Source organism: Ruminococcus sp. NATIVEDY161 (assembly GCF_045819895.1).
Classification (GTDB): domain Bacteria; phylum Bacillota; class Clostridia; order Oscillospirales; family Acutalibacteraceae; genus Ruminococcoides.
This window is the reverse complement of record NZ_CP162392.1, coordinates 252,757-272,945: the sequence shown is the minus strand read 5'-3', so window position 1 is coordinate 272,945 and position 20,189 is coordinate 252,757. Positions and strand designations below refer to the sequence as shown.

Sequence of the window (20,189 nt, the reverse complement as noted above, 5' to 3'; positions counted from 1 at the left end):
CTGAAAGAATGTAACTGCCCTGAAAAGTGGGGGGCAGTTATCAAATAATAAAAACGGGTACAAAAAAGCACCCGCTTTTCAGCAGGTGCTAATCGTAGCCTATGTCGGTATCAGCGTGTTTCTGGAACGCCGTACCGATTTTTTTGATTCGCTTTTGAACAGCGCTGGGGGTCTTGTAACCGAGCTCCTTTGCAATCTCCTCGTAGGTGCGTCCCTCCATACGGAGTTCAAGGATTCGCTTGTCGGTATCATCAAGCGTCGCCGTGAACTCGTTTATGGTTTCTTTGGATACTACCTGTTCCTCAACGTCAGAAGCATTGAAAATATCATTCTTTTCACTGTATTCTTCCAGTGAGATTTGAGGGTGTTTTGTTTGCTCGTGTCGCCATTGCGTTTCAAAAGCGAGCTTTTGTTTGCTGTCAACCTTTTCTTCAAAGTCCTCAAAGCAGCGGTGCTTTTTGACATAATCCATTATTTCTAACAGATTATGCTTTTCCATAACAATCGGTAAGGTCTGAATATATCCGAACTGATAGACTGCCCACGGCGTGTAGGGTAAATCGTAGTCGATTTTTAAGTTTCCCCAAAACCTGCGAGCAAAAGCTGAGGTGAAGGCGTGGGAATAGCGAGCAGGCGCTTCAGCCCCGACTTGACGTACTTCAAGGTTTCATAGATACCGTCTGCGATGGCGTAATAGACGAAATCAGGCGCTCCGAACAGACGCTTTGAAACCTCGATGATCTCAAAGCGCATACGGGTAAAGAACGGCTTGTCGGACAGCATGGAAATATAACCGATGGCAAGCGTCAGAAGCAAATCGAGAGTACGGATAGATTGCAGAGAACGCACCCTCAGATTCTCGTAATCGAATTTTTGCTTTTTGAATTTGAAGTATTCCTCGATTCTCCAGCGCATCAAATACGCCTTGCAAACCGAAATCCCGATTCGTTTATCGTCCGATGACAGATTGGTGATCAACAGCATTGGTCCCTCGCCGAAACCGTATACAACCACTAATTGTAATTCAACATTTTTGTATTTAGGCAGTTGAATCGAAATAATACTGATTTTGACGTCTACTTGTTTGCCGCTTTTGTTCTTGAATCTCAGGCTGTATTTACCCTTGAAGCGATTGGCGACAGACATGATGTTTTCGGTTTTTCCATTATAGATAACATTACGGTTCTTTTTGGCTCTGATAATGAACTTTTCGTTGTTTCTGATAAAGTAACGGTAGTATTTGTTGTTGTCAAAGCCTCTGTCCATCGTCCTGACATTGTCTTTGGAAAAGTGTCTGCTGATATATTCAAAGCAATCAAGATATTCCTCGATTTCGCTGACAAAGTCTTCATCCTTGGTTGAGTAGATACGGCTGTATATACCGAAGGGCAGCTTGTTTTCGCTTGAGAGAACCGCTGCGCCGATAGTATGGTAACCGATCCCGATCTCACCTGTGCTGCCGTCGCGTACCTCGCAGAGCTTTTCAAGGTGTTTGCTGGCGGGCTTGGTGATGTCGGAACCATCGACAATTATCAAGCTGTCATCATTATACCGGCGTTTGATTGCTTTGAGATAGTTTTCACGCACGGTTTCGGCGTCTGCTGCTTCAAAATCCGCAAGATTTCTCGACAATCTGTTGACTGTTTTGATCAGCTTGATGTTTTCATGCAGGCTGCGGCTGATTTCAGACAGCATACAGCTTCCCGAGGCAAGCGTTCCGTACAACATATCTGTTACGAATTTCTTATCAGGACGGTTCAAGCCTTTTGAAATTTTTTGAGAATAATTCAAAATACCCCTTTTCAAATTACCGTTGAGTGTGTTATAATTCAACATAGTGCAATACGCTCCTTTGGTATGGTTTTGTTCCAATTTAATTATACCATTTTTCGAGCGCTATTGCACTTCTTTTTTTACCAGATTTTCATTTTTTTATTGCCGAGTTTTCCCTTAACCACGCCATTTTTTCAACATTCACGATTGCGTTTTGGGGAAACTTAAATCTTAAGAGCCCTTGACAAATAAAGATTTCTCTGTTATCATAAGTATGTTAAGTTTAACAAAACATACTTTTCAAAAGGAGTGGTATTGTGACTAAGCCCGAGGGCAAGTACGCGTGGACGGTTACCGTCGGCACAAAAGGACAGATTGTTCTTCCAAAGGAAGCGAGAGATGTTTTTGACATCAAACCCGGTGATACCTTGATTATTTTAGGTGACAAGGATCAGGGAATGGCGATACCGCCCAAAAATCAATTCTCCGATTTCTTCGGAAAAATTTTCGGCAAATAAATAAGGAGTGAAATGTCATGCCAAGTATATTAGGTATTCCGCTTATCGGATTTATTCAAATGGTTCTCGGAACCGGTATTATCGTTTTTTTATTGATCAAATTCCTAACCCGTCCCAAAAAGAACAAAAAGGACGAGTATATCATCAATGACGTTCACGTCATCGTCGGCGACGGTACAGAGCAGGAGCATCAGAACGTCTACATAAAAAACGGCTTGATTGCTGAAATATCCGCACAGCCTATTCAAAAGAAGAACGTGCAAATGATTGACGGCGCGGGCAAAACGCTCATGCCCGGTCTGATTGACAGCCATATTCATATTCAAGGCGGCTTTTCCTGTCACAATGAAGAGGAAAGCGACGTTTTTCTGGGCGAAAAAATGCCGCAGATTTTCAATGAGAATGTGCTGCCGTATGGCATTACAACTATCAAGGATTTAGACGCGCCGAAGCATTTTATCTATAAGCTCCGTGATAAAATCAGATCGGGAGAAATTCAGGGTCCCGAACTGCTGATAGTCGGTCCGAACTTTACGGCTCCCGACGGGCATCCTGCCAATACTCTCGGCTCCAACAGCGAATGGGCAAGGTCTGAGATGGCGATTGAGGTCAATACTCCCGAACAGGTTTCCGCGGGAATTAAAGAGCTCAAAGAAGCGGGTGTTGATTTTTTGAAATTCACCTATCAGGGCGGCGACTACTGGTATTTTGATAATAAGCTGACCATTCAGAAGATAGACAAGGAGCTGATGAAGCAGATTATCCGCGAGGGTAAGGAAAATGGACTGAACTCTACCGCTCACGTTTTTTATTATGACGACGTAAAGGAACTGCTTGAAGCGGGCATATACGGCATAGAACACGGCATTCTTGACAGAGATATTGAACCCGATGACCCAATCATCACTCTTTGGAAAAAAACAGGCACGCACTTTGTTCCGACCGTCAACGCCATGACATACGAAAAAGACCCGACGAGAATGGAACACAGCATACACAATCTCAAGGTGCTGTACAACGCGGGTATTCCGATTGCAATGGGTACAGATAATATGTTTGAGCAGATGACAGGCGAGGTTGAGCACAAGGAGCTTGCTTACTATGTCGAAGCGGGGCTGACGCCTATGCAGGCTATCGTGCTTGCCACCAAAAATGGCGCAGAGCATTTGGGCATCGCCGACAGAAAAGGACAGATAAAGGTAGGTATAGAAGCGGATTTAATTCTGCTTGACAAGAACCCTGCCGAGAACATATCTAACATTCAGTTTATCGACAGAGTGTTCTTAAAAGGTAAGGTAGCTTATTCTCAGAAGCCAATCCAGTCCTTTGATATACCCGACTATACCTACCCCGAGGGCTTGGTTTCCGCCGAGTATGTCAGCACGGACGGCAAGCAGCGCCGTGTAATCAATTATGACCGTTACGAAAGCGAGCAGGTCATCACTCAGACCATCTATAAGAACGGTGAAAAGTGGGCGGAGGAGGAATTTACCCTTGAGCGCAGCCTTTCCGCGACAAAATGGGCATACAGCCGTCCGTCCGACAACACCGAGATAAACGCGGTCAAGGAAAACGGCGTGATAAATATGAAGGGCAGCTTTAAGGGCAAGCCGCAGGACAAGAGCTTCCAGATCGGCGATGGTCTGTGGTATCAAATGATGGATATGTGCTTACCTGCTTTTGCTCATTCGAAGCTTGACGAGATCCTATTCTATCCGATTGGCACAGGCGATAACCGCGGTGCAATGTCGCTCGGTGAATTCGCAGCCAAGAAAATCGGTACTGATGAAGTTAGTATTGATGACAAAACCTATTCCTGCATCAAAATCAGCATGGTGCTCACAATGTTCTCTTGGGCTTGGACGGGGCTATTCTGGGTTGATACTGCAACCGGGCAGTTAGTTCAAAGCGGTGTTAAAAAAGGAAATAAAGAAAAACCGGAATGGCAGTTAAAGGAATTGACCTATAAACAATAATACCGTTCTGCATCTTACCGCCGATTTTTGCAACTTACCGCAAAATCTATTTTCAAAAATATAATAATAAACTATAATATGCCCATAACAAAACCGAAAGGAAGATTGATTATGGGCATTTTCTTTTTCATCTTATTCACACTGGCAGAAATCGGACTGGTCGTTTTGACCTTTACAAAATTCAGAGAAAAAGCCTCGTGGCGGAAAAACCGCGCTATCATCAGAGCTGCCGAGGTGGTTTTACTGCTCGGAATGGTTTTGGTTCCGACTACCAATTTAAAGTGGCGTTTTTTCGGAGCACTGATCGTCTTAGCTGTTCGCCTGCTGATCGCGGGTATCGTTTGGCTGGTCATGAGGAAGAAATCCAACGGACTGAGAAAAAAGCCTGTAACGGTTATTAGCTGCGTGTTATCTGTGGTTCTGATCGCCTTCTCGCTCGTTCCAGCGTTCATCTTCACCAACTACAACGGTCTCCCGACCACAGGCGAGTATCAGGTGAATGAGACAAGCGCCATCCTTGTGGATGAAAGCAGAGTCGACGAATTCGAAAGCGACGGCTCGTTCAGAGAGGTTCCCGCGCACTTCTACTACCCCGAAAACGCCGAGGGCGAATATCCGCTCGTCATCTTTTCGCACGGCGCGTTTGGCTACTATCAGAGTAACTTCTCCACCTATGAGGAGCTTGCAAGCAACGGCTATATTGTTGTCGCGCTCGATCATCCGCACCACTCCTTTTTCACGAAGGATACCGACGGGAAAATGGTCACCGTTGACGAGGAGTTTATCTATGAGGTCACAAGAGATGACGATGCTGTCAGCAAAGAGGAACTGATGACGGATTCCCAGGCTTGGCTGAAGGTCAGAGTCGACGATGAGAACTTTGTGCTGGATACCATTAAAGAGGCAAATAACAGCGGCACACTCTCAACCGCATGGCATACCTCTGACGCAGATACTGTTCTCAGCGTTATCAACAGGATCGATATCGATAAAATCGGCTTGACAGGACATTCCCTCGGCGGCGCGTCGGCAGTGGCTCTCGGTAGAGAGAGAACGGATATCGACGCCGTGATCGATATCGACGGCACGATGATGGGTGAGATCACCGGCGTTATGAACGGAGAATACACATATAATTCCGAGTCCTATCCTGTTCCCGTGCTTGCTTTATTCACCGAAAACAATTATAATATGATAGAATCAGATGAAAGCGGATTCTATCATGTCAATGAGAATATGATCAACAACGCGAAGGTCGGCAGAATTGTGACCTTCGAAAACGCAGAGCATATGGACTTTACTGACCTTCCGCTGTTTTCTCCCTTCCTCGGCAATATGCTCGGAAGCGGAGAACGCGACAACGAGGAAATGATGAATACGCTGAACAGCGTTGTCCTCAACTGGTTCGATTATTATTTGAAAGGCAACGGCGCATTGAATATTCAGCCGCAATACTGATATGCAAACAAGGATCACAAAGATCGGCAAAGACCAACCCGAATATATAGAAATACACTGCTACAGAATCAGCGACGAGGTGCGCGAGATAATAGCCTTTGTCAAGTCAAGACAGGGGCAGCTGACGGGTACCGCCGACGAAAGGCAGTATGAAATTGCCGTATCTGATGTTTTTTTTATTGAGTCGGTGGATAACAAAACCTTTATCTACACAAAAAACAAGGTGTACGAAACAAGACATAAGCTGTATGAGCTGGAGGAAATACTTAAAGAAAAGCGCTTCCTCCGAGTTTCAAAATCCACCTTGCTCAATCTGATGAAGGTCAGCGCGATTAAACCCGCACTGAACAGTCGATTCACAGCCGAGCTGTTTTCGGGCGAGCAGGTTATTATTACCCGAAAATATGTACCGGAGCTCAAAAAGGCATTGAAAGGAGATAAATGAAATGACAATTAAAGAGTTTATCATCTCACGTGTTCAGATTTTTTTCACGCTGGTAACGCTGATTCTGACAGCGACGGTTATTCTCGGCGCGATATATCAGCCCGATAAGGAACTGCGCTATTATCATTTGCTCAGTCCCGTTATTCTCGCCGCGTGCTGTGTGCTGCCGACCTGTGTAACGTACTTTAAAAAAGAGCCGACTGCCGGACAGTATATTATACGCCAAATCATAGAATTAGCATTGATTGAAGCGGTAGTAATGTTTCTAATATCAGCGCCCGAAGGAATAGCGAAGCCGTTGTTTTATGTTGTACTTGGCGCGGTAATTGCTGTCATATATGTTCTAACTATGGTGATGATGTGGCTGCAAAAGGTTCAGCAATCCAAAAAGCTCACCGAACAGCTTCATAATCTTCAGAACCTCAATACATAATAAGCGCGTTAATTAAATAAGGAATTATTGAGACAATTTGCCATTATATAAATATTAGTTTAGAAATAAAAACGCCGCCAAGCAGGAGCTAATCCCGTTTGACGGCTGTTTTTTAATTAGTCTGCTTTTACTTTCTCGTTTAACTCCTGAATTCTTTTCTTCATAGCGAAATACTGGCTGAACCAGATGAAGAAATAAATGAAGAAGAAAATTGCGATATAACCCGCGATACCCCAAAAGCTATGCGGCATCCAGTACATACAGTAAGCAATCGGCAGCATTGATACGGAGATAACAATGCAGTGAATAACTGTCTGCTTCAGAAGGCTCCAGTTTTCAATTTCCCAGATAACCGATGCTCCTCCGAACGCGGCTCCGTAAATTAATGAGCATATCGTCTGAATTACGACGGCGTTCAGTTCATTGCCGCAAAGAGCAGTCAGCTGCGGTACAACGGGATAATACTCACCCTTGTTAATGATAACCGAAATGATAAGTGTGATGATAAAGCTGATACTTAAACCGATGGGCGCACCAATCAGGCTGCGCAAAATAACTTTCTTTTTCATAATTTACCTCCTATAAACCTAAAACCTGTTTGATTTTTGACACATAGCGTCTTGAAACATATGTTGCCGTACCGTCAGACAGTGTAACGCAAATCGTACCTGATAAGCTCAGATCGAAGTTGCGTACCTTTTTCAGATTGATGATTTCCGAGTTGGAAATACGCACAAAGTTGTGCTTGGTCAACTGTTCCTCAAGCTCGAATAATCTCTGCCTGAGGATGTATTCTTTTTTGTTGACTGAAGCAAAGGTCTTGCCGCCCGCCGCGTAGATACGGATAATGTCCTCGGGTGATAAGATTTCCGCCAAATCATTGTAAAAGCCCGTGATTACCTCAGGCGTTTTGGACGAAAGCGTATTGAGTATGTCGTTGATTTCATCATTTACCTTATCGGTAATGATAATCACTCTCGGCTCAATACAGCTGTCATCGATTTTGATTTCTACCTGCATTGTTTTTCCTCCTTTGTTGACAACAGTATATCACACTTGGAGAATCAAATCCAACGTTTTACGATAAGTGGTCGGTTTTGGGAGGTAAGTGGTTATTATTCAAAATAATATAACCGCCAAGCAGGATAATATCCTACTTGGCAGCTGTGCTTATCAGGTGTAAATTAGCTCTGCATTTACAATCTCCGTCGCACGGTTGCGAATATTATTCATTCTCGCAACCCACAACATTTGATTGTCCGATTTGAGCTGTTCAGTTATACCTTCTTTTTCGGCAAGTTGTTTTACCAACCGAAAGAATAGTTCTTCTGCCTGCTCATCTATGTCGGCGAGATAAGCAGTGAGCTTACAGCTCGTCAGCAGATTGGTGTATCTGATGGGGTGATGCTGCTTAATATAGTGCAAATGTCGCTTACCCCAAATGCCGATTTCAACCTTTGGCTGTTTAGGTAACTTCAAATCGGGAAGTAAATAATCTCCCTGTTGTGTATATGTAATCTTTATATCCATAACTCAAACCTCCTTGACCTTGATTCTTTTGACTTTGGCATTCGTGAATTTGACAAGCAGTTCATCAATCATATCTGTGTATCTGCCCTCCGAAATAAGACGATTTCTTAATTCAATAAGGCTGCCTAAAATCATTCTGCGTTCATTTTGTTTCAAATAAAGATGATATTTTGGATTTCTCACTCAAACTCCTCCTTCAGAAAGTCACAGTACGGCGAGCTGTTGTCCACAAAGGTATCATAAGCAAATCTCGCTCCAAGCCTGAACCCGACAAGAAAACTGTCAAGCTCCGATTCTCCTAAAACAATGTTTGAGGCATTGACGAAAGCTAAAAACGCTTTCTTTTCATCGCCTGTCAGCTTGTCGGTTAGCAGAGCTTCATTTTTAGAAATGATAGTCATTTGCTTTTGTAGATAACTGCCCTTTTGAAATCCGCGAGCCTGCGGATCAATGTTGCCGTAATATAACTCCTTGATAATGTTTTTCATTTGTAATTCCTCCGATTACGTCATTATTGTACGAAGAAATTGAAAAAATCACAAATGTACGAGTGAGAAAAGTGTGTAACTGCCGATAAAACCTATATTTTTATAAATCCGTTATGAACACTCGTACCAAAATAAAAAGGCTCGGAAGAGCCTTTTTTTATTTTGGCGGAGTGACAGGACTTGAAGGCGACTGTGCCGACCAAATTGAGGCAAAAACGTCACAGTGTGACGTATCTAAGGAGAGAGCCACGCAATTTATAGCTATGCTCACGCCGCAACAAACGAGCAGGAACATTTCACATTATAAAAACAACTGTCACCTCGACCAAAGATAAAGGTGAAAGGACGTGATAACAACCCTTTAACCTTTCAAAACTAATTAATATACCAGTTACAATCTTATAATAAATATTGACTTTACAACACAAAGTATTATAATAATAAAGAGTTTAGAGGATTCGGGCGGAGCAGTTCGCCCGATTTTCTTATAGAATAGACAGCAAGGACAGATTATGAATCAAGACAATATAAAAAGCAACTTTTCTTTTATGAATAATATGCAGCAGCAGGCTGTGTTTACAACCGAAGGCCCTCTACTGATTTTAGCAGGAGCAGGCTCGGGTAAAACCACCGTACTCGTCAACAGAATAGCGTATATTTTGCAGTCGGGATTATGCAATCCGTGGAATATCCTCGCTATCACCTTTACAAACAAGGCGGCAGGCGAGCTTAAGGACAGAATTTGCGTGGCAGTTCCCGAGGGCGGAGCAGATATTTGGGCGGCAACGTTTCACTCTACCTGCGCGAGAATTCTCCGCCGCTACGGCGACAGAATAGGCTATTCAAGCCATTTTACCGTTTACGGCACCGACGACCAAAAGCGCCTTATCAAGGACATCTCGAAACAGCTCGGAATTGACGACAAGCGCACTCCGGCAAAGGCGGTTATCTCTGAAATCTCCAAAGCTAAGGACAAAATGCAGTCGCCGCAGGATATGCTGAAGCAGGCTGAGTTCGATTCCCGAAAGGTCGAAATCGCCAAGATTTACGAGATTTATCAGGCAAGGCTCAAAACCTCAGACGCGATGGATTTTGACGATTTGCTTTGCAACGCCGTCGAGCTTTTCGAGCAGTGCCCTGATATTTTGGAATTTTACCAAAGACAATTCAAATACATTATGGTCGACGAGTATCAGGATACCAACAAGGTTCAGTACAAGTTTGTTTCAATGCTCGCTCAAAAGCACGGCAACATCTGCGTTGTAGGTGATGACGACCAGAGTATTTATAAGTTTAGAGGCGCTACAATCGAGAATATATTATCCTTTGAAAACACCTTTAAGGGCGCAAAGGTAATCAGATTGGAGCAAAACTACCGCAGTACATCGACAATTCTCGATGCGGCAAACGGCGTAATTTCAAACAACACAATCCGTAAGGGCAAAACCTTGTGGACGGAAAACCCCAAGGGAGATAAAATCGAGCTTCACACCTGTGACAGCGAGCGTGACGAGGCTATGTTTGTTGCCAAGACGATTATGGACGGAGTGGCAGACGGCAGAAAATACAGCGATTATGCCGTACTGTACCGAACCAATGCCCAGTCAAACGCCATTGAGCAGGCACTCTCACGAAGCGGAATTCCTCATAGAATTATCGGCGGCCACCGCTTTTATGAGAGAGAAGAAATCCGCGATATGGTCGCATATTTGCAGGTTGTAAACAATCCTCACGATGATGTGCGCCTTTCGCGAATTATAAATGTTCCAAAGCGAGGAATCGGCGCGAGAACCGTGCAGGTTGCCGCGGAAATCGCCGCAGGTCTCGGTGAGAGTATTTACTCTGTAATCAAAGAGGCTGATTCTTATCCTCAACTTTCACGCGCGGCTTCAAAGCTAAAAGGCTTTGTCAGCTTAGTCGACGGCTTTTTAGAGGCTGAGGAAAGCGGAGATTACACACTTGCTGAGCTCTATAATTTGATTATCGAGCATACAAATTACGAAAATTACTTAAAACTCGAGAAGGAAAATCCCGAGGTCAGGATTGAAAATATCGAGGAACTTTCTTCGAATATTATCAAGTTCGAGGAAGATTACGGCGACGAAGCCGACCTTTCGAATTTCTTGGAGGAAATTTCGCTGTTGTCTGATATCGACAACTACGACTCCGAGTCCGATTCCTGCGTTATGATGACTCTCCACAGTGCAAAGGGCTTGGAATTTCCTGTCGTTTTCATCACCGGTATGGAGGAGGGATTGTTCCCGTCCATCGCCTCAATGATGAACCCCGAGGAAATTAACGAGGAACGCCGTTTGGCTTACGTTGGAATTACACGTGCCAAGCAAAAGCTTTATTTGACAAAAACCAAGTCGAGAATGTTGTTCGGTTCAACAACGTTCAATAAGGAATCAAGGTTTGTTACCGAAATCCCGGACGAGCTCCTTGAAAAAACAGGGGAGAGCCGAATGTTCCAAACTCCTGCCGGAAGTGCGGCATCAATCGGAATCGGCTCAAAGCAGAAGTCAGGCTACAGCCCTGCAAAGCCTGCGTTTTATCAAAAGCCTGCAATCAAATCGGGCACAACCTACTCGGTGGGCGATTCTGTTTTACACAAGGTTTTCGGCAAAGGTATGATTGTTTCTGCCGAAAAAATGGGAAACGATACATTGCTTGAAATTGCCTTTGAAAAATCAGGCACTAAAAAGCTTATGGCAAATTTCTGCAAGATGGAAAAAATATAGGCAACACTGAGTAATTCTCGGTGCACGCCTTATTCCGGTAACCGTACAGAGGTGATTTGTTTTGTTAAAACCTATAAGTATATTGTTATGTCTGCTGATTACCGGTTCAGCGCTGTTGTGCGGATGTAACTCGGGTGAAGAATCTGAAACAGAGCCTGCAACTCAGGCAACGACCGCTCCTGCAACCGTCGCACCGACCACAGCAGCTCCGGCAACAAAGGACTCCGCAGACGGTCAAGGCTATAACTATGTTGCGATTAAGAAAAAGTCGGGCGAGATTATCTCGCAGTTTGACAAAATCGTTGAGGCGAAAAACTTTAACGGCACAATTTATATGAAGCTCGGCAACGACTTTGAGTATCTCAGCTCAAAGGGCGCAGCTAACAGCAACAAGCATATCGACAATTCAATCAATACACGTTTCTACATCGGAGGTATTACAAAGCAGTTTACCGCAGCCGCGGTGCTTATGCTTTCCGAGAAAAAGAAGCTCAGCCTTGACGATACCCTCGACAAATATTTCCCCGATTACGAAGCAGGCGGAAAGGTAACCGTCAAACAGCTTTTGAATATGACGTCGGGTATAAACACCTACGTTTTGCATAACGATATCACTACGCCGTCAAACTATCTCATAGGAGACCTCGACGAAAAAGTAAAAGAAGATAATTTCGCAAAAGAAAATAAAAAGCTTATCCTCGACTGGATTTTTTCTCAAAAGCTGATTTTTGCACCCGGTACAAAGTTTGACGAATCCGAGAGCAACTACTTCCTTTTGGGAGAGATAATCGAGCAGGCAAGCGGAATGTCATACGCCGACTACCTGAAAATCGCGATATTTGCGCCGCTCGGCATGGGAAGCTCAAGCTTTGAGCCCGACGAAAAAACGGCTTTAGCATATGATAAAGCCGCCAATACAAAGAGCCTTAACTATAAAGGCGTGGGTTACTCGGCTTTCGGGATGATTTCCAATGTTTCCGACTTGCTCAAATGGACTGACGGATTGCTTAATAATCAGGTGTTGACACCTGCGTCATTTAAATTAATGTTCTCAAATCAGGTTTCAGGGATTAAGGACAACAAAATCTCCTACGGCTTCGGAGTTAAGATGAACGGCAAAACAGCCTTTATTAACGGCAAGTACGACGCCTTCGGTTCAATACTTTCGTATAACACCGATAAATCTGAGATTTTTGTTTCCTTAACAAACTATACCGCCTCTGATAACAAGGCAGTACGCGATAACTTCAAAAAAGTTCTTCAAAAATACTCTGCATAATCACCAAAACACAACACCTCCATAAAATGTATTGTACAGTGTTGCAAAGCCTGTAAATACTTATTATGGAGGTATTTTTATGTCGGAAGTATCTGAAGCTATGGAGACACAGCAAACAGATTATAAAAACGATTTGGACAGCGCTCCGGAGTTCGAGCCGGTTTGCGTAGATGTTGACAGAATTTATGACAGCTGCGGAGCAAAGGATTGCATCAGGGATTTAACAGTGTTCTTTACCGATGAGGATCAGCAGCTTGTAGAAACCGCGACAGCCGCAAGAGTAACAAGGGCAAGCGTGCTTACTTCAACCGTGAATGTTGACAGCGTTGCATTTCACAGGGGTTATTTTTCGGTTGACGTCGCGTTTTATTTCGCGGTATTCGTTGAGCTTTACACAGCCGCAGGAAGCGCGCCTACAAGTGTAACAGGTCTCGCCGTTTATTCAAAGAGAGCAGTTCTTTACGGAAGCGACGCGAACGTAAAGAGCTTTTCAAGCGACGATATCGCTGCGGCAATCGATTCCGCGGAGTTCAACTGCTGCACAGCGGAGAGCGGAACACTGCCGAGAGCCGAGGTTCAGGTATCTTATCCCATGGTACTCGCTTCGAGCTTGTCTCCGGTAACTACACCGGTTATTCTGCCGTTTGTTCCCGAAAACGTAACCGAATTCTTCGGCGGAGACCTCGTTGCCCCAACATCTCAGCAGGTATTGACCACTCTCGGTGTATTTTCAATCATCCAGCTCAGCAGGAGCGTACAGCTTACAATCCCGACCTACGATTTCTGCGTTCCGCGTAAGGAGTGCACCGACCAGAGCGACGACCCGTGCGAAGCGTTCAGCAAGATTGATTTTCCCGGTGATTCTTTTTATCCCCCCGCAACCGCCGAGGAAGAATTCGGCAATTCTCCAAAATTCAACTGTGGCTGTAACTAAATCAAATCCTTAAAACAAAAGCTCCTCGTTTGAGGAGCTGATTTTTATTTAAATACCCATTTAGTCACTTTTTCGCCGTCAACCATAAACGCCTTGTCCGCAATTTCCGCAAGGGGAGAGTCGCTGTAGCTGTCGGAGTAAAACTCGTCAATCTTTCCGTCGGGGAAAACCTCGTAAAACCTGCGAACCTTTTCTTTTCCGTGGCAGTTTATTCCGTCATAAAATCCCGTATGCCTGTCAACGCGCGAAGCCATAAGAGTGCCGATACCGAGCTTTTTGATGATTGGTTCAAGCAAAAATTCGGGCGAGGCTGAGATTATAACATCATCATCGCGCTTTTGTTTAAGATAGTATTTCTTGATTTTGCTTTGGTTAATCTCCCAAAAATCCGCAATATCCTTGTCAATATCGCAGTAACGCAAAAACCTGTACATAACCTGCTTAAAGTCAGTCTTTGTGCCTTTTTTGAACACATAAAACTTAATCACCGAGCCCAAAAGCGAAGGGGCAAGGGTGATTATTTTTTTGTGCCTTTTCAGCGAAAAAAGGTAAAAATCCGCGGTAGAATCGCCGCTGTAAATAGTTTTATCAAAGTCGTAGACGTTCATAATGACCACCGTTTTGTTTTTTTATATGTTATCACAGATAAATCTTGTTTATTTTCCAATAAAGAAAAATCCGACTAATCCTGTCAAACTATTGAAAAATTTGCATTAATATTGTATAATATTTAAATTAAGGCAAAAAAGGAGCAGGCTGGTGTTCGGTTATCTTCAAATCCACAAGGATGAGCTAAAGGTTAAGGAATACGAGGCGTATAAGTCGGCATACTGCGGTCTTTGCAAGCAACTCGGCAGGGACTACGGCTTTTTGACACGGCTTATTCTAAGCTACGACTGTACGTTTTACGCAATCCTGCTTATGTCGCTAAAGCGCTCCTGTACCGGTTTTTCTGACGGACGGTGCAAGTTCAATCCGCTTAAAAAGTGCAAGTTTGCCGATTGCAAGGACAACGCCTACAGCAAGGCTTCCGCGCTTTCGGTAATTTCCGCTTACTATAAGGTCGTTGACGATATCGACGACAGCGGATTTTTCAAGCGAATTGCCTTAAAAATAGTCAAGCCGTTTTTCGGCAGACGGCAAAAGAAAGCCGCAAGGCGTTTCCCTGAGATTGAAATTATCGTCAGTGAAATGATGAAAAATCAAAAAGCCGCCGAAAACGATGAGCTTGTGACGATTGACAAAGCCGCAAATCCAACGGCAAAAATGATTTCAGATTTAGCCGCTCTCGAAGGCGGAAACGATTTGCAAAAGAGAGTTTTAAGTGAATTCGGTTATCAAATCGGCAGGTGGGTATACCTTATCGACGCTGCAGATGATTACGAAAAAGACAAAAAGTCGGGCAACTTTAATCCGTTCATCAAGGCGGATATCAACGATAAAGACTATATAAACTCCGTATTAAGTCAATCGCTCGCACGTGCGTACGACGCTTACAATTTGCTCGATATTATAGATTTTAAGCCGATTATTGACAATATGATGTTATACGGCTTTCCGAACAAACAAAACGCCGTGCTGAACAATCGGCAGGAGGTTAAAAATGAACAATCCGTATGAGGTGCTCGGAGTATCTCCAAGCGCGACAGATGAAGAAATTAAAAAGGCATACAGAGAGCTTGCCAAAAAGTACCATCCCGATAACTACACCGACAGTCCTCTTGCGGACGTTGCTGAGCAGAAAATGAAGGAAGTTAACGAGGCGTATGACGAAATTAATAAAATGCGTCAAAAGGGAAAGGGAACAGGCTCGCAGAGTGCAGGCGGCTACAATTCTTATAATTCTTATAACGCCCAAAATTCTAAATATTACAGCGTAAGAATTTATATTCAGCGCAATATGATTAACGAGGCTGAAAGAATTCTAAACGAAGCGCCAATAAGCGAGCGCGACGCCGAGTGGAACTTCCTGATGGGAATGTGCGCGTACCGCAGGGGCTTTAACGAGCAGGCTAACACCTACTTTAACACTGCTTGCAATATGGATCCGAACAATGCTGAATACCGTACCGCGGTTAACAATATGAACAACCAGCGTGCTTACAATTACGGCGGATACACGACAAACCCGAACGTAAACTCGACCGCTTGTTCAGTTTGTGATATTTGTTCGGCAATTATGTGTGCAGACTGTTTGTGCAGCTGCTGCAGGTCCTGCTGATTATGAAGAAAACTTCCGTTAACAAAAAGACCTTCAAAATCGCCTATTGCGCCCTTATAGCGTCAATTTCGACGGTTTTGATGCTGCTTACGTCGTTTATTCCGATAGGAACATACGCTCTGCCGATTTTCGCAGGCGCGTTGCTTGTGTCGATTGTGATTGAATACAACTGCAAATGGGCGCTCGGAGTTTATGCTGTCGTATCAATTCTTTCGTCGTTCCTTGCAGGGGATAAAGAGGCAGTTGTATTTTTTATAGCACTGTTCGGCTATTATCCGATACTTAAAAATATTTTTGAAAGCAAGATAAAAAATAAAGTACTGGTTTGGGTATTAAAGTTCGCGGTATTCAATGCGGCGGCGGTAGCGGCGTTCTTCTTTACAACCTTTGTACTCGGAATTCCGGCAGAGGAATACACCGTTTTCGGCATATATATGCCGTATTTGTTCTTAATACTCGGAAACGTTTTATTCCTGTTTTATGACAAATCGCTCACGACATTGGTAATGTTTTACGTCAAGGTTATTTCTCCCAAGATTTTCCGTAACGGCAAAATGTAATAATTTCCCGGGTGATAATAATTGCAAAAAAATCAATTTTGTGTTATAATATAATTTGTTCTAAATTACATATTTTTGATTGAAGGTGTAAAAATGAAAACAAAAACCATGAAAAAGTCATTGTGCGTTTTTCTGTCAATCATTGTTATGTTGTCAGTATTTACGGCGGCTTTCCCCGTAATTGCAAGCGCCGCAGACCCCACGCCCACAGCAGGCGGCAGTGGCTACATATCTGACGACTATGTGAACCTGCGTGCAGGCGCAGGCACAAACTACGCGATAGTAACGCAGATGAGAATTAACACAAAGGTCACTTTTACCGACGGTAAGCTTTACAATACCGATTGGTATCAGATTAAAGAGCTGACTACAAACAAAACCGGATACGTAAGGCGCGACTTTGTTAAAGCCACCGCACCTGCTCCCACCCCTGTAGCTACTCTTAAGCTTTCAAACACAAACAATACTATCTATAACGGCACTCAGCTTGCTATCACGGCTTACGACGTGAACGACGTTACGTGGTCAAGCTCAAATAATGCCGTTGCGGTTGTAGACAGCCGCGGTGTTGTAACAGGCGTAGGAGCCGGTTATACTTTGATTACCGCAAAGTCGGGCAGTCTTGTGGGCACTTGTAAGGTGTACGTTAAAAACGGTACGCCCGTTAACCTCTCAAAGACAACACAGCTCGCTTACAGAGGAAATTCTTTCACCCTTGCATCAACAACAGCAGGCGTAAAGTGGTACAGCTGTAACCCTGCGGTTGCAACGGTAGAAAACGGCGTTGTAAAGACCGTAGCCAACGGCTTTGTTACAATCTCCGCGTACACAAGCACAGGCTCAAACACCTGTCTTGTTCAGGTAATCGATCCGCCGACTCCTCCCGAACCCGCTGAGAATGAGATTAAGCTCTCAAACACCAACAACACCATCTACAACGGCACACAGCTCGCTATCACGGCTTATGACGTACCGAGCGTTACATGGTCGTCGTCAAATACCGATGTAGCCACAGTAGATGATAACGGTGTTGTTACTGCTGTAGGCGCAGGCTACACGGCGATTACCGCAAAATCAGGCAGCAAAACAGGCTTGTGCAAGGTATATGTAAAGAACGGCACGGCAGTACATCTTTCAAAAACCTCACAGCTTGCGTATAAGGGCAATTCGTTTACGCTCACCTCAACAACCCCGGGCGTTAAGTGGTACACCTCTAACCCCAAGGTTGTAACCGTGACAAACGGCGTAGTAAAGGCGATTGATAACGGCTACGCCACCATTTCGTGCTACACTGGCTCAGGCTCGTCAACCTGCCTTGTTCATGTAATCGATCCGCCCGACGAATCAAAGATTATAAAGCTTTCAAATACAAATAATACAATCTACAAGGGCACTCAGCTCGCGATTACCGCCTACAACGTTAACTCGGTAACTTGGACAAGCTCCAACACTAACGTTGCTACCGTTGACTACAGAGGCGTTGTTACAGCAGTAGGCGCAGGTAACGCGGTTATCTACGCAAAGTCTGAGGACAAAACAGGCGCTTGTAAGGTTTATGTAAAGAACGGCACGGCTGTTAACCTTTCAAAATCCTACCAGCTTGCGTATTTGGGCAACTCCTTTACGCTTACATCAACAACCGCCGGAGTTAAATGGTACACCAGCAACCCCAACGTTATCACCGTAACAAACGGCGTTGTAAAGACTGTTGCCAAGGGCTACGCTACAATTTCGGCGTATACAAACTCAGGCTCGTCAACCTGCCTTGTTCAGGTAACGGATCCGCCTGCAAATCAGATTACACTTTCAAATACAAACAATACTATCTACAAGGGCACTCAGCTTGCAATCACAGCCTATGACGTTACGAACGTAAGCTGGTCAAGCTCCAACACAAATATCGCAACCGTTGACTCAAACGGTATTGTCACCGCAAAGGCGGCAGGTAATGTTGTAATTACCGCAAAGTCCGGCGATAAAACGGGCACTTGTAAGGTGTATGTAAAGGACGGCACAGCCGTAAATATCTCAAAGACCTCACAGCTTGCATATAAGGGAAATTCGTTCACCCTTACATCCTCAACAGCAGGCGTTAAGTGGTACAGCTGTAACCCGAAGATTGCAACCGTTACAAACGGCGTTGTAAAGACAGTCGGATACGGCTACGTAACGATTTCTGCTTATACAAACACCGGTTCGGCTACCTGTCTTGTTCACGTAACAGATCCGCCGTCGGCTTCCGTAAAGCTTTCCAACACGAGCAATACAATCTACACAGGCTATCAGCTCGCAATTACAGCGACAAGCTCATCGCCTGTAACCTGGACAAGCTCAAACAATTCCGTAGCAACTGTTGATTCAAACGGCGTTGTAACCGCAAAGGCTGTCGGAAACGCTGTAATTACCGCTTCAACAGGCGGAAGCTCTGCAAGCTGTAACATCTATGTAAAGCAAAATTCAAATAATGTAAATATTTCAATCAGAAGCGTTGGCAGTATTCCCTGCGGAAAGTCAATTCTTCTTAAATCCACCACAAGCGGAGTGAGCTGGTACTCCTCAAATCCGAGCATCGCGACCGTTACAAACGGCGTTGTAGATACAAAGGGCACGGGACGCGTTACGATCGCGGCGTATACTTCAAGCGGCGCCAACACCTGCGTAATCAACGTAGCGGCTAAGGAAAACGTCCGCTTTGCTTACGCAACTCCGAACTCCGCTCCAAAGAACTCTAACGTGGTATTCAAGGCGATTACCGACCTTGACAAAACCGACCTTTACTTTATGGTATCCAACGGCTCAACCTCATACAAGGTTCCTGCCACAAGTAAGCTCCAGGTTGGTAATACTATGGTATGGGCAGGCGGACATGTGCTCAATATTTCGGGTAAGTGGTCGATTAAGGCTTACTCAAGAACCGCCGCAAGCTCAACATATGCCACAACTAAGACGAGCGGCGAGGGAGAGGTATTTGTTACCAACTCAGCCGATACCACAACCACCGTTCTCGGTGAACGCAGAGCAAGCGATCAGATTATAAACCTTATCTCTAACTATGAGGGCTTCCTTACCTCGGTAACTGCCGACTCAATCACATCAGATCCCACAGTCGGCTACGGCAAGGTAGTTACATCTAACGAGATGTTCTACAACAACCTCAACCTTTACGAGGCTTACGCTTATCTTGTACAGACCGTTAACACCGGCGGCTATACAACCAGAACAAATGCTTTCCTTACAAGCAACAGCATCAAGTTCAATCAGCGCCAGTTTGACGCGCTCGTATGCTTTACATATAACGTAGGTTCTTACGCTATTTACAACGACTCATCGCTGCAGTCGGTACTTCTAAACACCGGCTCGTCAGGTACAATTACCTCAGGCGGAAAGGGCTTTGTAAACGCAGGCGGAGTTAACCTCAGAAGCGGCGCAGGTACAAACTACTCGATTGTTACAACGATGTCCCAGAACACGATATTTACTTTCGTTGACGGAATTTTGTATAACTCAAACTGGTATAAAATCAAGCTGTCAAACGGTACTCAGGGCTATATCTATTCTGATTACGCCTCGGCTTCCGGCGGTACAAGAGATTTGAACAACGTTAACGTTCAGAACTTTGTTAACCAGTTCTTCCAGTACCACCACGCTTCGGGCTCATGCTACTGGGGACTTCTGTACAGAAGAATCGACGAAGGCGAAATCTTCTTCTACGGCGACTATGTACGCGACGGCGAGAACAACAAGAAAGGCTTCAAGTTCACCTGCCGCGTTAACAGCGGATTCTCAATCTAATAATACTATAAGGCGATATTTGGAATAGCGTTAAACCGCTA

The 20,189-nt window shown here is 44.5% G+C and carries 20 protein-coding genes; 12 read left to right on the top strand and 8 right to left on the bottom strand.

The window, feature by feature from the left end:
- Positions 1-88: 88 nt before the first annotated feature.
- Positions 89-499 (bottom strand): helix-turn-helix domain-containing protein, encoded by a 411-nt coding sequence (locus AB1I50_RS01285; RefSeq protein WP_407724413.1) that lies wholly within the window; start codon positions 497-499, stop codon positions 89-91.
- A 74-nt stretch (positions 500-573) separates the two neighbouring features.
- Positions 574-1,836, bottom strand: a complete 1,263-nt coding sequence (locus AB1I50_RS01280; protein ID WP_407723105.1) for a transposase — start codon at positions 1,834-1,836, stop codon at positions 574-576.
- Between the two features lie 254 nt (positions 1,837-2,090).
- On the opposite strand from AB1I50_RS01280, the gene AB1I50_RS01275 reads away from it, so the two are divergent.
- From AB1I50_RS01275 to AB1I50_RS01255, 5 genes are all read left to right on the top strand, one after another.
- A complete protein-coding gene (locus AB1I50_RS01275; protein ID WP_407724412.1) occupies positions 2,091-2,291 on the top strand; it encodes an AbrB/MazE/SpoVT family DNA-binding domain-containing protein in 201 nt (66 codons plus the stop codon).
- Positions 2,292-2,308: 17 nt separating this feature from the next.
- Entirely contained in the window at positions 2,309-4,267 is a 1,959-nt protein-coding gene (locus AB1I50_RS01270; RefSeq protein WP_407724411.1) for an amidohydrolase family protein, read from the top strand.
- Between the two features lie 111 nt (positions 4,268-4,378).
- Positions 4,379-5,725, top strand: a complete 1,347-nt coding sequence (locus tag AB1I50_RS01265) for an alpha/beta hydrolase family protein (protein ID WP_407724410.1) — start codon at positions 4,379-4,381, stop codon at positions 5,723-5,725.
- A 1-nt stretch (position 5,726) separates the two neighbouring features.
- Positions 5,727-6,170, top strand: a complete 444-nt coding sequence (locus AB1I50_RS01260) for a LytTR family DNA-binding domain-containing protein (RefSeq protein ID WP_407724409.1) — start codon at positions 5,727-5,729, stop codon at positions 6,168-6,170.
- Between the two features lies 1 nt (position 6,171).
- Positions 6,172-6,603 carry a hypothetical protein gene (locus AB1I50_RS01255; RefSeq protein WP_407724408.1) on the top strand — a complete coding sequence of 144 codons (432 nt, stop codon included), beginning with the start codon at positions 6,172-6,174 and terminating at the stop codon, positions 6,601-6,603.
- 116 nt (positions 6,604-6,719) lie between these two features.
- On the opposite strand, the gene AB1I50_RS01250 is transcribed toward AB1I50_RS01255, so the two are convergent.
- The 5 genes from AB1I50_RS01250 to AB1I50_RS01230 form a co-directional block, all read right to left on the bottom strand.
- The gene (locus tag AB1I50_RS01250) at positions 6,720-7,172 is read right to left on the bottom strand and encodes a DUF3021 domain-containing protein (protein WP_407724407.1); all 453 of its coding nucleotides are present in this window, start codon (positions 7,170-7,172) and stop codon (positions 6,720-6,722) included.
- A gap of 10 nt (positions 7,173-7,182) precedes the next feature.
- Complete coding sequence (locus AB1I50_RS01245; RefSeq protein ID WP_407724406.1) at positions 7,183-7,623, bottom strand: LytTR family DNA-binding domain-containing protein; 441 nt, start codon at positions 7,621-7,623, stop codon at positions 7,183-7,185.
- 153 nt (positions 7,624-7,776) lie between these two features.
- Complete coding sequence (locus tag AB1I50_RS01240) at positions 7,777-8,133, bottom strand: TnpV protein (protein ID WP_407724405.1); 357 nt, start codon at positions 8,131-8,133, stop codon at positions 7,777-7,779.
- Positions 8,134-8,136: 3 nt separating this feature from the next.
- Positions 8,137-8,316 (bottom strand): hypothetical protein, encoded by a 180-nt coding sequence (locus AB1I50_RS01235; protein WP_407724404.1) that lies wholly within the window; start codon positions 8,314-8,316, stop codon positions 8,137-8,139.
- The gene (locus AB1I50_RS01230) at positions 8,313-8,621 is read right to left on the bottom strand and encodes a DUF6809 family protein (RefSeq protein ID WP_407724403.1); all 309 of its coding nucleotides are present in this window, start codon (positions 8,619-8,621) and stop codon (positions 8,313-8,315) included. The genes AB1I50_RS01235 and AB1I50_RS01230 overlap by 4 nt, the downstream gene beginning before the upstream one ends.
- Positions 8,622-9,169: 548 nt before the next feature.
- Between AB1I50_RS01230 and AB1I50_RS01225 the strand changes: the two genes are divergently transcribed.
- The 3 genes from AB1I50_RS01225 (at position 9,170) to AB1I50_RS01215 (ending at position 13,575) form a co-directional block, all read left to right on the top strand.
- Positions 9,170-11,362 (top strand): ATP-dependent helicase, encoded by a 2,193-nt coding sequence (locus tag AB1I50_RS01225; RefSeq protein WP_407724402.1) that lies wholly within the window; start codon positions 9,170-9,172, stop codon positions 11,360-11,362.
- 61 nt (positions 11,363-11,423) lie between these two features.
- Positions 11,424-12,641 (top strand): serine hydrolase domain-containing protein, encoded by a 1,218-nt coding sequence (locus AB1I50_RS01220; RefSeq protein WP_407724401.1) that lies wholly within the window; start codon positions 11,424-11,426, stop codon positions 12,639-12,641.
- 79 nt (positions 12,642-12,720) lie between these two features.
- Positions 12,721-13,575 (top strand): hypothetical protein, encoded by an 855-nt coding sequence (locus AB1I50_RS01215; RefSeq protein WP_407724400.1) that lies wholly within the window; start codon positions 12,721-12,723, stop codon positions 13,573-13,575.
- A gap of 44 nt (positions 13,576-13,619) precedes the next feature.
- Here AB1I50_RS01215 and AB1I50_RS01210 read toward each other — a convergent pair whose 3' ends face one another.
- The gene (locus AB1I50_RS01210; protein WP_407724399.1) at positions 13,620-14,183 is read right to left on the bottom strand and encodes an HAD-IB family phosphatase; all 564 of its coding nucleotides are present in this window, start codon (positions 14,181-14,183) and stop codon (positions 13,620-13,622) included.
- A gap of 151 nt (positions 14,184-14,334) precedes the next feature.
- Here AB1I50_RS01210 and AB1I50_RS01205 point away from each other — a divergent pair, with 151 nt between their 5' ends.
- The 4 genes from AB1I50_RS01205 (at position 14,335) to AB1I50_RS01190 (ending at position 20,148) form a co-directional block, all read left to right on the top strand.
- Positions 14,335-15,195, top strand: coding sequence for a DUF5685 family protein (locus tag AB1I50_RS01205; RefSeq protein ID WP_407724398.1), 861 nt, complete (start codon positions 14,335-14,337; stop codon positions 15,193-15,195).
- Positions 15,179-15,796: a DnaJ domain-containing protein gene (locus AB1I50_RS01200; RefSeq protein ID WP_407724397.1), complete on the top strand. Its 618-nt coding sequence runs from the start codon at positions 15,179-15,181 to the stop codon at positions 15,794-15,796. The genes AB1I50_RS01205 and AB1I50_RS01200 overlap by 17 nt, the downstream gene beginning before the upstream one ends.
- Positions 15,772-16,356: a hypothetical protein gene (locus AB1I50_RS01195; protein ID WP_407724396.1), complete on the top strand. Its 585-nt coding sequence runs from the start codon at positions 15,772-15,774 to the stop codon at positions 16,354-16,356. The genes AB1I50_RS01200 and AB1I50_RS01195 overlap by 25 nt, the downstream gene beginning before the upstream one ends.
- A 93-nt stretch (positions 16,357-16,449) precedes the next feature.
- The gene (locus AB1I50_RS01190) at positions 16,450-20,148 is read left to right on the top strand and encodes an Ig-like domain-containing protein (RefSeq protein WP_407724395.1); all 3,699 of its coding nucleotides are present in this window, start codon (positions 16,450-16,452) and stop codon (positions 20,146-20,148) included.
- Positions 20,149-20,189: the final 41 nt, after the last annotated feature.

Bases quoted from the DNA above. Each gene is read 5' to 3' on its own strand.
- AB1I50_RS01285 (WP_407724413.1), bottom strand. From the start codon at position 499: ATGGAAAAGCATAATCTGTTAGAAATAATGGATTATGTCAAAAAGCAC.
- AB1I50_RS01280 (WP_407723105.1), bottom strand. From the start codon at position 1,836: ATGTTGAATTATAACACACTCAACGGTAATTTGAAAAGGGGTATTTTG.
- AB1I50_RS01270 (WP_407724411.1), top strand. From the start codon at position 2,309: ATGCCAAGTATATTAGGTATTCCGCTTATCGGATTTATTCAAATGGTT.
- AB1I50_RS01265 (WP_407724410.1), top strand. From the start codon at position 4,379: ATGGGCATTTTCTTTTTCATCTTATTCACACTGGCAGAAATCGGACTG.
- AB1I50_RS01260 (WP_407724409.1), top strand. From the start codon at position 5,727: ATGCAAACAAGGATCACAAAGATCGGCAAAGACCAACCCGAATATATA.
- AB1I50_RS01255 (WP_407724408.1), top strand. From the start codon at position 6,172: ATGACAATTAAAGAGTTTATCATCTCACGTGTTCAGATTTTTTTCACG.
- AB1I50_RS01250 (WP_407724407.1), bottom strand. From the start codon at position 7,172: ATGAAAAAGAAAGTTATTTTGCGCAGCCTGATTGGTGCGCCCATCGGT.
- AB1I50_RS01245 (WP_407724406.1), bottom strand. From the start codon at position 7,623: ATGCAGGTAGAAATCAAAATCGATGACAGCTGTATTGAGCCGAGAGTG.
- AB1I50_RS01240 (WP_407724405.1), bottom strand. From the start codon at position 8,133: ATGGATATAAAGATTACATATACACAACAGGGAGATTATTTACTTCCC.
- AB1I50_RS01230 (WP_407724403.1), bottom strand. From the start codon at position 8,621: ATGAAAAACATTATCAAGGAGTTATATTACGGCAACATTGATCCGCAG.
- AB1I50_RS01225 (WP_407724402.1), top strand. From the start codon at position 9,170: ATGAATAATATGCAGCAGCAGGCTGTGTTTACAACCGAAGGCCCTCTA.
- AB1I50_RS01215 (WP_407724400.1), top strand. From the start codon at position 12,721: ATGTCGGAAGTATCTGAAGCTATGGAGACACAGCAAACAGATTATAAA.
- AB1I50_RS01210 (WP_407724399.1), bottom strand. From the start codon at position 14,183: ATGAACGTCTACGACTTTGATAAAACTATTTACAGCGGCGATTCTACC.
- AB1I50_RS01200 (WP_407724397.1), top strand. From the start codon at position 15,179: ATGAACAATCCGTATGAGGTGCTCGGAGTATCTCCAAGCGCGACAGAT.
- AB1I50_RS01190 (WP_407724395.1), top strand. From the start codon at position 16,450: ATGAAAACAAAAACCATGAAAAAGTCATTGTGCGTTTTTCTGTCAATC.